This is a genomic window from Pantoea anthophila (assembly GCF_006494375.1).
Classification (GTDB): Bacteria; Pseudomonadota; Gammaproteobacteria; order Enterobacterales; family Enterobacteriaceae; genus Pantoea; species Pantoea anthophila.
Map to the genome: position 1 here is coordinate 1 of NZ_VHIZ01000029.1, position 11935 is coordinate 11935.

Here is an 11935-nt window from a genome sequence, read left to right on the forward strand (position 1 = left end):
TTTGCTTTGATGATATGAAACCACCCGTAAATTGTATTGAAAAGGAGAGAGTATTTTCAATCAGTTATAGCAAGAACAGAGGTACCATATTTACAGGAAGCGATAGCGAATATCGTCTTACAGCAGATGGAAAAATATTAAAACTTGAAGACGAATAGACTCGTGCTCTCTGGTGTGGGGATAGTAATAAACGCACCTATCTTCCACGTCTGTATCAGCCATCCCTGAAACACTCAGGAGGCTTTCTCTCCAGGTAGAAAGTGGCAACATAAGAAATGGGAAGGTTACAGAAATGAACATGAAGCTGATTGACAACATATCGCTCTCTGTCGTAAAGGAAGCCCAAAAGCTCAGCGAAACCCAATGCGAAATATTTCTGGAAGATAAAAATACGGGCATTATTGTTTTCGGAAAAGAACTCGAAGCTGCTGTCAGAGTGTCCGATAAACGGTTTTTACTCTTTACCACTGACGGTATCCTTTACGAAGAAAGCCTTCATATATTTTATATCGATATTGAATCTGGAATTATTGAACGCCTTTCTCTCGGTGGTCATTATGTTACTGGCACCTTTGAGAATTTGAATGTGAATGAAAATTCTGTGAGCTTTCACTTTTTCGGAGATACGACATGGACTGTGCACGTGCTGCCAACTCCCTCCCTGAGATTACCCTTTTCCGATCCTCCCGGTGTAAGCCGTCCAATGGGATTAAGAAAATACATTGCTATCACCGCAACCCCTGCGCCAGCCAGGGCTGAGGGCGGCCGGTAACCAGTCCCTGAGCTACAACTCACCTACCCGCGCTCATCCCATTCCTGCGCACCAACTCAGCGCACTCATATTTTGCACTGCATCACACTTATCACTTTGCCCTTCCTTTTAACTCCTGATTTTGAAGAGTTTTTAGATTGGCACACTTCCTGCAAACTTCTCCAGTCACGTCGTTCCACAGGGATGATGATCTTAAAGATTTGGTATCAGCCGTTAACCGTCCGGATATCTGCGACGCCATAAGAGTGGCATATAGAACGGGCGGAATCTGGCTGCATTACAGAACGTACTTCCGGAGAGAGCCATGACCTCAATTAGCGAACCAGTGGTAATAGCGAAACACAGCAAGTGGGTACAGCTTCTGCTTGGCTTAATCTGCATGGCAGCCATATCCAGCCCGCAGTACGTCTGGACGCTGCTGACCAAACCGATGATGGCCAGACTCGGCGTCGGGCTGGCGGAACTGCAGGTAACGTTCTCAGTGCTGATTATTCTGCAGACCTTTTTCTCACCCTTCCAGGGTCGGCTGGTGGAGCGTTTTGGCCCGCGTCTGCTGATTTCGATAGGTACAGTGATGGCTGGCTTCAGTTGGGTCATTGCCGCCCGGGTCGATAGCCTGGCCGCACTTTATCTGGTTTATGGCTGCCTCGGCGGACTGGGCACGGGGATTGTTTATATTGGCGTCGTGGGGCTGGTGATGAAATGGTTTCCACAACAGCGCGGTTTTGCCGCCGGAACCGTGGCGGCGGGCTACGGCATGGGCGCGATTTTTACTACCTTCCCCATCTCCATCTCTCTCAACAGCTACGGTCTTGAACAGACAATGACGGTTTTTGGCCTGCTCTTCGCCGCGGTAGGTCTTCTCGCCAGTCAGAACTTAAGGCTGCCCGGCACCAGTATAATGACGCCGGGCAGCACACCATCCGCACCGGTGGTGAGCCAGCGCCAGTTTAAATCCGGGGAAATGCTGCGTCAGCCGCTGTTCTGGCTGATGTTTGTGATGATGACGATGATGTCGACCTCGGGTCTGATGGTGACGTCGCAGATGGCGATTTTTGCCGAAGATTTTGGCATCAGCAAGGCGGTCATTTTCGGTATGGCCGCGCTGCCTCTGGCGCTGACCATCGATCGTTTCACCAACGGTTTAACGCGACCGCTGTTTGGTTTTATCTCCGACCGCTATGGGCGTGAAAACACCATGTTTATCGCCTTCGCACTGGAGGGCGTGGCGATGACGCTGTGGCTGGCGTGCCGTGAAGATCCGTTGCTGTTCGTTCTGCTCTCAGGCGTCGTCTTCTTTGGCTGGGGTGAAATCTTCTCGCTTTTTCCCTCCACACTCACCGACACCTTCGGCAGTGAAAATGCCTCAGCCAACTATGGCTGGCTCTATATCTCTCAGGGTATAGGCTCGATCTTTGGCGGCCCGCTGGCGGCGCTAATGTATCAGCACACCCATAACTGGCACCTGGTCTTTGGCTGCGCGATTACCTTCGACTTTATCACGGCCGGGCTGGCGTTATGGGTTCTCAAGCCGTGGCGGGCACGGTTTATGCGCCGGTAAGTCTGGCGCTGGCGACGCAGAATATAAAGTGTACAGCCGGGACCCGAGGTCCCGGCCAGAAAAGCAGCACCATCCCTCACCATGCCCGGAATCGCCGTACGACTCTCACCCTCCGCCCGCTGTCAGATGGACCAGTTCCCTTCATGAAAACGTTAAAGCGTAAGCTTAAACGGTCAAACCCACATAAACGGTCACAAACAGTCATGCCTTTCCCGTAACAGCGGTATAGTCTGTTCAGCCGGTATTTTATTTTCACCGGCCCTCACCGCGAAAATATGTGAGGGGAATCACTTTTACCTGCAATTAATTGCATGGCTTTGCATGTTTTATTTCGACTTCATCACTTAATAAAGGGCGTCACTATTTGCCCGCGTGGACTCCTGCCCAGCCCACATTTTCCCATGTTCGCTTCCAGTAATTTATCTCCATCGGAGGAAAAGTATGTTGCCGATTGAAAGACAGCAAAGAATTATTAATGAGATTAATATTAATGGCCGGGTAATTGTCTCAGAACTGGTCACGCTGTGTCAGGTTTCACAGGAAACCATTCGCCGGGATTTAAGTCAGCTGGAAAAGCGCGGCTTATTACAGCGCAGCCACGGCGGCGCTGTGCTGATAAAAAAACAAAGCACCGGCTCGCCGGGAAATAACAGAATCGCTAAAGAGAACGAATTATCCTTCCGGCAGCGAATTAATGAGCACGCCGATGAAAAAATGATCATTGCCAAGCGTGCGCTCGACTTTATCAGCCCCGGCGACTGCATCCTGCTGGATAGCAGCACCACCTGCTGGTATCTGGCGCGGCAGCTGCCGGACATTGAGTTAACGGTATTAACCAATTCGCTGCGTATCGTGCAGACGCTGGCGGCGCGCGGCAGTATCCGCACGATCTGCCTGGGTGGGGAATATTCCGATCGCGATGAAGATTTTCACGGCGTGGTGGCCGAGCAGCCACTGCGTGAATTTCAGATTAATAAAATCTTTTTTTCCTGTAGCAGTCTGGGCAACGACGGATATTTACGCGAAGGCAATGAGAATAATGCGCACCTGAAACAACAGATGCTGCTGGCCGCAGAAAGAAAACATCTTTTAATGGATGGCAGTAAATTTCTGCGCCCCTCTTTTGCCCGAATCTGTCACTACCGTGATGTCGATTTTCTTATTACCGACCAGTTAAAAGATAAAGAGCTTGAACAGGAACTGGCATGGAATGGTGTCAACGTCATCGTCTGTTCTCAGCGTTATCAATCCATGCAGCTAATTAAAAATTAATCCGGAGTCTGTATGAAAAAACATCTTATCGCCTGCTCTCTGCTTGCCCTGTTTGCCGCCTCCGGTGCGCAGGCCGCAGATAAATTACGTATGGGTATTGTGGTCAAAATAGGCGGTATTCCCTGGTTCAATGCCATGGAGACGGGCATTAAAAGTGAAGCGGCTAAACGCGGTATCGATGCGTGGATGGTGGGGCCGACCGCCGCGGACCCGGCGCTTCAGGTGCGCGCCATTGAAGATTTGATTGCGCAGAAAGTCGATATCATCGGCGTGGTGCCCAACGACCCGAAAGTGCTGGAGCCGGTGCTGAAACGGGCTCGTGACGCCGGTATCGAAGTGATTACCCATGAGTCACCCGGCCAGCAGGGGGCCAACTGGGACTTCGAACTGGTCGATGCGACCACTCACGGCATCAACCATATGAAAGCGCTGGCGAACTGCATGCATGACGAAGGCAAATATGCCATGTACGTCGGCAGCCTAACGGTGCCTCTGCATCAGCAGTGGACCGACGCCGCGCTCACTTATCAGAAAGAGCACTATCCCAGAATGCAGCTGGTCACCGACAAGTTTGGTGTCGGCGAATCGCTGGATGACTCCATCCGTACCACCAATGAGCTGATGTCCAAGTATCCCGATCTGAAAGGGATCCTGGCGTTTGGTTCACAGGGGCCTATCGGCGCCGGGCGTGCGGTGATGAACCGTAAAAAAATCGACCAGGTCTGCGTCATTGGCTCTTTCAGTCCGGGCCAGGGTTCCTCGCTGGTGCAGCGTAACGCCATCAAAGGGGGCTACATCTGGAATCCGGAGACCGCGGGCGAAGTCTTTGTCCGCATCGCCGACATGATGCAGAAGAAGGAGCCGATCACCGATGGCATGACGATTGAGGGGCTGGGCAAAGTCAAAGTGGATGAAGCCACCCACACCATTCTGGGTAACAGCACCGAAAGTCTGGATAAAGCCAACCTGCCAAAACTGGTAAAAATGGGGCTCTGATATGCAAGAGGTCACTCCACAGACACTGATTGCGCTCGGGAATCTGTCGAAAACATTTGGTGGTAACCGCGCTCTCAGCGATATCTCCCTGACTCTGCGGGCAGGCGAAGTGCACTGCCTTGCGGGTACCAACGGCTGTGGCAAGAGCACTCTGATCAAAGTTATCTCCGGGGTGCACGCCCCGGACAGCGGCAGCCGCATCACGCTGGGCGACGGTCCGACGCTGCCGCGCCTCACTACCCGGCAGGCGCGCGACTTCGGTATCCAGGTGATTTATCAGGATCTCTCGCTGTTCCCCAACCTCAGCGTGGCAGAGAACATCGCCTTCGAGCATAACCTCAACGGTCTGCTGCGCTGGCACCACCGCGCACGTTTGCGGGAGAGCGCGCGCACTATCATTACCGAACTGAAGTTCGATCTCGATCTGGATGAGAAAGTCGCTGCGCTCTCTATCGCGCAGCGTCAGCAGGTGGCGATCTGCCGTGCGCTGGTCGCCGATGCGCGGCTGGTGATCATGGATGAGCCGACCGCCTCGCTGACCCGCACTGAGGTCAATCAGCTGCTGCGTACCGTGCGCTACCTGAAAGATAAGAACATCTGCGTGGTGTTTGTCAGCCACAGGCTGGATGAGGTGCTGGAGATCTCCGACCGCGTAACGGTGATCCGCGACGGACGCAAAATGGGCTGCTGGCCTGCGCGGGAGATGACGCCGCACCATCTGACAGAGCTGATGACCGGCCTGAAACTCGACTATCAGCTGAAAGCCCCGACGCGCAACAGCGATCGCGCTATTCTGGAGATCGAGTCGTTAACCCGCGCCGGTCAGTATCACGACGTCAATTTTAAACTCTATGAAGGTGAGGTGCTCGGACTGTGCGGGCTGCTCGGTTCCGGCCGTACCGAGCTGGCGCTGTCGCTGTTCGGCATGACCCGTCCCGACAGCGGCAAGATCTGGCTCGACAGCAAGCCGGTGCGCTTTCGCGGCCATGAAGATGCGATCAAAGCGGGCATCGGCTACGTCTCGGAAGATCGGCTGACGCTGGGCCTGGTGCAGCAGCAGTCGGTGGCGGACAACATGGTGCTGCCGATCCTCGACAAGCTGCAGAACCGCTTTCACCTGATCGATGAGTACCGCAAAAACAAGCTGATTCTGCAGTGGATACAGCAGCTTGGCGTGCGCGTCGCCGATCCGAATCTTGCCATCTCCACCCTTTCCGGCGGTAACCAGCAGAAAATTGTGCTGGCGAAATGGGTGCTGACCCAGCCGCGCATTCTGATCCTCGACTCCCCCACCGTCGGCGTCGATGTGGGTGCCAAGGCCAGCATCTATCAGCTGATCCATGAGCTGGCGAAAGAGGGTCTGTCGATCATCCTCATCTCCGATGAGGTGCCGGAGGTCTGGTACAACTGCGACCGGATCCTGCACTTCCGCGATGGCACGATCCATGCCGAATACCAACCCGATAGCGTCGAACAGCAGCAACTGGCGGAGGTGATCAATGCCTGACTTTTACCGTTTCCGTCCGCACTCCAGTCAGGGCTGGCTCGCCTGGGTGCTGCTGGCGTTCATTCTGTTTTTCTCGCTCTCCAGCGACCAGTTTCTCACCATGCAGAATCTGCTGGATCTGGCGGAGAGCTACGCCGTTACCGGCATCTTTGCGCTGGGCCTGTTTGTGGTGCTGGTCACCGGCGGGATCGATATCTCGTTTGCGGCCGTCGCCTCGGTGGTGCAGTACCTGCTGGCGTCGCTGTTTGTACAGTTCCAGTTCGACAATGCGCTGCTCAGCATTCTGCTGGCGGTGTTGTGCGGCACGCTGTTCGGGGTGCTCAATGCCCTGCTGATCACCACACTGCGGGTGGTCTCCATCATCATCACCATCAGCATGCAGTCGCTGCTGTTCGGGCTGCTGATGTGGGTGACCGGGGGCCGCAGCCTCTACTCGCTGCCGGAGTGGTGGATCACCCTGCGCAACGTGCTGCCGTTCAGCTGGCAGGGTGAGAGCTTCCAGATCGGTCTGCCGCTGGTCACCATGCTGCTGATCGCCGCTGTCACCGCGCTACTGCTGAACAAAACCAACCTTGGACGCCAGCTCTACGCCGTTGGCGGCGATGCGGAGTCAGCCCGCCGTATCGGTATCCGCGTCGGCCTGATTCACGTATTCGCTTACGGCTGGCTGGGGGCGATGGCGGCCATCGGCGGGCTGGTGCAGGTCTATCGCATGGGCGAGGTGGTGCCCAACGCGCTGGTTGGCGGCGAACTGGACGTGCTGGCCGCCACGGTGCTGGGCGGTGCCAGCCTGATGGGAGGCAAAGGGACGGTGAGCGGCACGCTGATGGGGGTCTTCCTGATCGCCATTCTCAAGAACGGCCTCAACCTGGTCGGCGTCTCGAACTACTTCATGAATATCGTGGTAGGCGGCGTCATCATGATTGCGATCGCCGTGACCCACTACAAAAAACGCAAAGAAACTGACGTCAGTTTCGTGTGACCGAGGGCACTGATGATGAAATCACTGACTGCATTGCGACCCGACGGGACCAACATCGGCCTGATGCTGCTGATTGCGCTGGCGCTGGCCACCTTTACGGTGATGCTGCCGGGGCGCTTCCTGACCGACTCCACCTTTATGAGTATGGCGTTTCAGCTGCCGGAACTCGGCTTACTGACGCTGGCGATGTTTATCGCCATCCTCAGCGGCGGCCTGAACCTCGCCATTATCGCGACCGCTAACCTCACGGCGCTGTTTATCGCCTGGACGCTGATGAGCGCCCTGCCCGCCGGTGCCGGGATGGCGCTGCAGCTGCTGTGGCTCTTTATCGCCATCCTTGGCGCCATGCTGATCGCGGCCGCGATCGGCGTAGTGACGGGGCTGATGGTGACGCGGATCGGCGCACATCCGATTCTGGTGACGCTGGCAACGATGATGACGCTGAACGGCATCGGGATCTGGCTGACCCACGGCGCGGCCGTCAGCGGCATGCCGCCGGTGGTGCAGGCGCTGGGTGCTGACACGCTGCTGGGCATGCCGCTGCCGCTTTGGGTGTTCCTGGTCGCCGCCGCGCTGCTGGCGCTGTTCCTCGGTAAAACCCGTGCCGGTAAATGCATCTATATGGGCGGCAGCAACATCAACGCCACCTGGTTCAGCGGGATCAACACCCATCGCATGGTGATGCTGGTCTATGTGATCTCCAGCCTGCTCTGCGTGCTGGCGGGGCTGATCATGATGGCGCGCTTTAACTCCGCCCGTATGGGCTACGGCGACGCCTATCTGCTGCTGACGGTGCTGGCCATTATTCTCGGCGGCACCGATCCCAACGGGGGCTTCGGCCGTGTGACCGGCGTGGTGCTGGCGCTGATTGCGCTGCAGGTGCTCTCCACCGGTTTCAATCTGATGAATATCAGCCAGCACGTCAGCCTGGCCATGTGGGGCGCGGTGCTGATTGTGGTTCTCGCTTTTAAACAATTCAAAACCCGATTCAACGAACACCGTGCCGTAAAGCTCAGCAGGCTGGCCGCGGTGCTTAATCCTCTGACTGAAAAGAAGGAAGTATGATGCGTACTCAAATCTCCCCGTCACTGATGTGTATGAACCTGATGGAGATCAAGCACCAGCTGCAGATTCTCGACTCGCGCGCTGACTTTCTTCATGTGGATATCATGGATGGTCACTACGTTAAGAACATCACGCTCTCTCCCTTCTTTATTGAGCAGATCCGTCCTTTTACCCGCGTGGCGATTGACGTGCATCTGATGGTGGAAGAGCCAACCGATTTTATCGAGGCGGTCGCCAGAGCGGGTGCTGACTATATCTGTCCGCACGCGGAGACCATCAATCGCGATGCGTTTCGCGTCATTAACCTCATCCGCAGCTTCGACAAAAAGGTGGGCGTGGTGCTGAATCCGGCGACGCCGGTGTCATACCTTCAGCACTATATCCATCTGCTTGATAAGATCACCGTGATGACGGTCGACCCCGGCTACGCCGGACAGCCCTTTATTCCGGAAATGGTGGAAAAGGTGCGTGAGCTGAAAGCACTGAAGGAGCAGCACGGCTTCCACTATCTGATCGAGATCGACGGCTCCTGCAACACCCGCACCTATCACCAGCTGATTGGCGCAGGTGCGGAAGTGCTGATTGTCGGCACCTCCGGCCTGTTTAATATCCATGACGATTTAGCCACCGCGTGGGAGATGATGCGCGACAGCATTGATGAGGCCCAGGGGCTGACGAAGGTGTCCGCATGAGATCACGCTGGCTCGGTATCGATATCGGCGGCACCGGTACCCGGCTGCAGCTGATGGAAGAGGGGGGCGTCTGGAGCAGCTTTCGCAAGGTGCCCACCACCAGCTGGGCGCAGCAGCCCGATGCGCTGCAGGCCCTGGCACAGCTCATTGATGAAACGCTGGAGCAGCAGCCGGTCAGCGGCATCATGCTGGGGCTGCCCGGCATCCTCAGCCGCGACAGGAAACAGGTGATCTCGCTGCCCTTTATTCAGGCGCTGGATCATCAGCCGGTGGCAGCGCGTCTGGCGGCGCAACTCGGCGTGCCGGTCGCGATGGACAAAGATGTGAACCATCTGATGCTGTGGGATCTGCTGCAGCTGGAGCAGCTGCCGGATAACGCCGTGGGCCTCTATCCCGGCACCGGGATGGGCAACAGCCTGTGGCTGAATGGCCACTTTTATCACGGCGAGCATGGTGGTGCAGGCGAACTGGGCCACGTGCCCGTCGCCGGAAACGACCTCCCCTGCCCGTGCGGCAATCGCGGCTGTGCGGAGACCCTGACCTCGGGTCACTGGCTGAGTCACTGGGCCGCTCTGAACGCCGCCGACACGCCAATCGCCGCGCTGTTTACCCGCCATGGGGAGCAGCCGGAACTTCAGGCGTTTGTGCGACGTCTGGCGCAGCTGATCGCCACCGAGATGAATATACTCGACCCGGAATATCTGATCCTTGGCGGCGGCGTGCTGGCGATGGCTGATTTTCCGCTGGCCCTGCTGCGCAGCCAGATCCAGCAGCATCTGCGGCCACCGGTCACACGCGAAAACCTGAAGATTGTTTTCAGCCACTCAACCGACTACACGGGCTGTCGCGGTGCCTGTCTCGCCGCCGAACGCCTGTTCAGGAGCGCAGGATGAAAGGAAAAGTGTGTGTGTTCGGCTCTTTTAATCTCGATGTGGTCGCCGTCATGCGCCGCTTTCCGCTACCGGGTGAGTCGCTGACGGCGCACCACAGCATGATGGGTGCGGGCGGAAAAGGGGCAAATCAGGCCACGGCGGCGCTGCGCGCAGGTGCGCGGGTGCACTACATCGGGAAAGTGGGTAACGACGATTTCGGCCTCTTTGCGCGTCGTCATCTGGAGAAAACCGGCTTTGACGCCATTACGCTCTTTACCTGTAAGGAGAAGCCCACCGGTAACGCCCTGATCTATGTTGCAGGCGATGATGCGGAAAATATGATTTCGGTTTATCCCGGCGCCAATACCACCGTGACGGCCGCAGAGGTTACACGCTGTCAGCCGACGGTAGCCGCCGCAGATATCCTGCTGGTGCAGCTCGAAAATAACCTCAGCGCCATCCAGCGCATGATCGATAACGCCCGAGCCAGCGGCACCTTTGTGATCCTCAATCCGGCCCCCTGGCAGAAAGTCAGCGATGCGCTGCTGGCAAAGGTCGATCTGCTGACGCCCAACAGCACCGAAGCGACCCAGCTCAGCGGCGTGACCGTCACCGATTTCGACAGCGCCCGCCGCGCCGCCGCGGTGCTGCATCGTAAAGGAGCGCGTCAGGTGATCATCACGCTGGGCATCGCCGGAGCGCTGCTTTCAACGCCTGCGGAGCAGCAGCGCATTCCGCTCTTCCCGGCGCAGCCGCGCGATACCACCGGCGCGGGAGATGCATTCAATGGCGCGCTCGCCGCCCGGCTCGCTTCGGGCGATGACCTGCCGCAGGCGGCGCGCTTTGCTGCGGCATTTGCCTCACTCTGTGTCGAGCGTGCTGGCGCGGCCGATTCCATGCCCTCCTATGCCGAGGCGCTGGCACGCCTGCAGGCGCACCCGGAGTGTCTTGTCGAGCCAATTGAGAGTATTACCGCCTGACGCAGACAGCCCGATTACGCGGCAGTGCCATCTGCCGCCTCTCCCCCTTTACAGCCCCCGTCCAGACACGAAATAATAGCGCCACACGCCAGGCCCCCTGGCAGCCTCTGAACCGACGTTAATCCAGCGGACCCCATTATGACCAACGAAATCCCTCTTAAGTATTACGATGTCGCCGATGAGTATGCGACCGAGTCCGCGAAGCCGGTGGACGAAGCGGAACGCACCCCGCTGGCGCACTACTTCCAGCTGCTGATCACCCGTTTAATGAATAACGAGGAGATCAGTGAAGCGTCGCAGCAGGAGATGGCGCGTGAAGCGGGCATCGACGAGCAGCGTATTGATGATATCGCTGAATTCCTGAACCGCTGGGGCAATGAGTAACGGCGATTGATCCTCAGGCGGGCCTGCGCTTTCCGGCAGCCCGTCTGGTGCGCCTGCCCGCTCACTGCGCTGCAGAGCACGGCGCCGGACAGCCTGATATCCCCGCCTTCCCCTTTTCCGCCCCGCTTTTTACCCCGCCGCCTGACGCGCCGCCGCCCCTGGCACGCCGGAAAATTATCGTCCAGACTGATATAGTCTGCGCAGGCATTGTGTTTTACACTGCGCGCTGTAAAAACTGAGCAGAGTAAGCAGGCAAGAAAAATGGCGATGAACGGAACAATCACAACCTGGTTTAAAGATAAAGGATTCGGCTTTATCAAAGATGAAAACGGTGATAACCGCTATTTTCATGTGATTAAGGTCGCCAATCCTGATCTGATTAAGAAAGATGCGGCGGTAACGTTTGAGCCAACCACCAACAACAAAGGCTTATCCGCCTATGCGGTGAAGGTAGCCCCGGAGAGTAAATATATCTTCATCGCGGGCGAGCGGCTGAAAATCACCTCGATCAAGTCTTACCTGGTCTACAGCGAAGAAGTGCCAGCGGATACCGGTATCGACAAAGAGAACGCGGTGCTCTCAGTAGGTCTGCTGCTGAATAACATCCGGCCTAAATCGGACGCGAAACCGGGTGAGATGCGCTCGCTGAAAAAGCTGGCGGTCACCACTTTCCAGGGCTCGACGCTGATCTTCTCCGAAGATGAGATCGACATTGAAAGCACGGTCAAAGTGCTTAAGTCCCTGAAGTAACCCCGCCGCAGGGCCGGATGCCTGTGCGCCGCCGCACCAGGATACCGGCCCGCTGCCCCTCTCTCCCTGAACCTGTCCCGTCGCTTCGCATCTGACGCCATG

General features: G+C 56.8%; 13 protein-coding genes. All 13 read left to right on the forward strand.

Translation table 11 applies throughout. The annotated features are described in order from the left end of the window. Positions 1 to 14 precede the first annotated feature (14 nt). On the forward strand, positions 15 to 158 hold the full coding sequence (locus FJW00_RS05715; protein WP_258317016.1) for a DUF943 family protein: 144 nt from the start codon (positions 15 to 17) through the stop codon (positions 156 to 158). Positions 159 to 298: 140 nt separating this feature from the next. Beyond that, complete coding sequence (locus tag FJW00_RS05720; RefSeq protein ID WP_140923250.1) at positions 299 to 772, forward strand: hypothetical protein; 474 nt, start codon at positions 299 to 301, stop codon at positions 770 to 772. A 304-nt stretch (positions 773 to 1076) separates the two neighbouring features. After that, on the forward strand, positions 1077 to 2333 hold the full coding sequence (oxlT, locus tag FJW00_RS05725; protein ID WP_140923251.1) for an oxalate/formate MFS antiporter: 1257 nt from the start codon (positions 1077 to 1079) through the stop codon (positions 2331 to 2333). A 441-nt stretch (positions 2334 to 2774) separates the two neighbouring features. Then, positions 2775 to 3605, forward strand: coding sequence for a DeoR/GlpR family DNA-binding transcription regulator (locus FJW00_RS05730; protein WP_140923252.1), 831 nt, complete (start codon positions 2775 to 2777; stop codon positions 3603 to 3605). A 12-nt stretch (positions 3606 to 3617) separates the two neighbouring features. Then, on the forward strand, positions 3618 to 4601 hold the full coding sequence (locus tag FJW00_RS05735; RefSeq protein ID WP_140923253.1) for a substrate-binding domain-containing protein: 984 nt from the start codon (positions 3618 to 3620) through the stop codon (positions 4599 to 4601). A 1-nt stretch (position 4602) separates the two neighbouring features. Further along, positions 4603 to 6108, forward strand: a complete 1506-nt coding sequence (locus tag FJW00_RS05740; protein ID WP_058957968.1) for a sugar ABC transporter ATP-binding protein — start codon at positions 4603 to 4605, stop codon at positions 6106 to 6108. Beyond that, complete coding sequence (locus tag FJW00_RS05745) at positions 6101 to 7090, forward strand: ABC transporter permease (RefSeq protein ID WP_140923254.1); 990 nt, start codon at positions 6101 to 6103, stop codon at positions 7088 to 7090. The genes FJW00_RS05740 and FJW00_RS05745 overlap by 8 nt, the downstream gene beginning before the upstream one ends. A gap of 15 nt (positions 7091 to 7105) precedes the next feature. Then, positions 7106 to 8155 (forward strand): ABC transporter permease, encoded by a 1050-nt coding sequence (locus FJW00_RS05750; protein ID WP_046102429.1) that lies wholly within the window; start codon positions 7106 to 7108, stop codon positions 8153 to 8155. Then, the gene (gene alsE, locus FJW00_RS05755; protein ID WP_058957966.1) at positions 8155 to 8847 is read left to right on the forward strand and encodes a D-allulose 6-phosphate 3-epimerase; all 693 of its coding nucleotides are present in this window, start codon (positions 8155 to 8157) and stop codon (positions 8845 to 8847) included. The genes FJW00_RS05750 and alsE overlap by 1 nt, the downstream gene beginning before the upstream one ends. Then, on the forward strand, positions 8844 to 9740 hold the full coding sequence (gene alsK / locus FJW00_RS05760; RefSeq protein ID WP_140029737.1) for an allose kinase: 897 nt from the start codon (positions 8844 to 8846) through the stop codon (positions 9738 to 9740). The genes alsE and alsK overlap by 4 nt, the downstream gene beginning before the upstream one ends. After that, positions 9737 to 10699, forward strand: a complete 963-nt coding sequence (locus tag FJW00_RS05765) for a ribokinase (RefSeq protein ID WP_140923255.1) — start codon at positions 9737 to 9739, stop codon at positions 10697 to 10699. The genes alsK and FJW00_RS05765 overlap by 4 nt, the downstream gene beginning before the upstream one ends. A gap of 138 nt (positions 10700 to 10837) precedes the next feature. Next, on the forward strand, positions 10838 to 11083 hold the full coding sequence (locus FJW00_RS05770; RefSeq protein WP_009088586.1) for a YmjA family protein: 246 nt from the start codon (positions 10838 to 10840) through the stop codon (positions 11081 to 11083). A 261-nt stretch (positions 11084 to 11344) separates the two neighbouring features. Then, the gene (locus FJW00_RS05775; RefSeq protein ID WP_009088583.1) at positions 11345 to 11833 is read left to right on the forward strand and encodes a cold-shock protein; all 489 of its coding nucleotides are present in this window, start codon (positions 11345 to 11347) and stop codon (positions 11831 to 11833) included. The last annotated feature ends 102 nt before the right edge of the window (positions 11834 to 11935 follow it).

Excerpts from the sequence above, each read along its gene's own strand:
- FJW00_RS05715 (WP_258317016.1), top strand. The coding sequence starts at position 15 with ATGAAACCACCCGTAAATTGTATTGAAAAGGAGAGAGTATTTTCAATC.
- FJW00_RS05740 (WP_058957968.1), top strand. The coding sequence starts at position 4,603 with ATGCAAGAGGTCACTCCACAGACACTGATTGCGCTCGGGAATCTGTCG.
- FJW00_RS05750 (WP_046102429.1), top strand. The coding sequence starts at position 7,106 with ATGAAATCACTGACTGCATTGCGACCCGACGGGACCAACATCGGCCTG.
- FJW00_RS05770 (WP_009088586.1), top strand. The coding sequence starts at position 10,838 with ATGACCAACGAAATCCCTCTTAAGTATTACGATGTCGCCGATGAGTAT.
- FJW00_RS05775 (WP_009088583.1), top strand. The coding sequence starts at position 11,345 with ATGGCGATGAACGGAACAATCACAACCTGGTTTAAAGATAAAGGATTC.
- FJW00_RS05735 (WP_140923253.1), top strand. The coding sequence starts at position 3,618 with ATGAAAAAACATCTTATCGCCTGCTCTCTGCTTGCCCTGTTTGCCGCC.
- alsE (WP_058957966.1), top strand. The coding sequence starts at position 8,155 with ATGCGTACTCAAATCTCCCCGTCACTGATGTGTATGAACCTGATGGAG.
- alsK (WP_140029737.1), top strand. The coding sequence starts at position 8,844 with ATGAGATCACGCTGGCTCGGTATCGATATCGGCGGCACCGGTACCCGG.
- FJW00_RS05745 (WP_140923254.1), top strand. The coding sequence starts at position 6,101 with ATGCCTGACTTTTACCGTTTCCGTCCGCACTCCAGTCAGGGCTGGCTC.
- FJW00_RS05765 (WP_140923255.1), top strand. The coding sequence starts at position 9,737 with ATGAAAGGAAAAGTGTGTGTGTTCGGCTCTTTTAATCTCGATGTGGTC.
- FJW00_RS05730 (WP_140923252.1), top strand. The coding sequence starts at position 2,775 with ATGTTGCCGATTGAAAGACAGCAAAGAATTATTAATGAGATTAATATT.
- oxlT (WP_140923251.1), top strand. The coding sequence starts at position 1,077 with ATGACCTCAATTAGCGAACCAGTGGTAATAGCGAAACACAGCAAGTGG.
- FJW00_RS05720 (WP_140923250.1), top strand. The coding sequence starts at position 299 with ATGAAGCTGATTGACAACATATCGCTCTCTGTCGTAAAGGAAGCCCAA.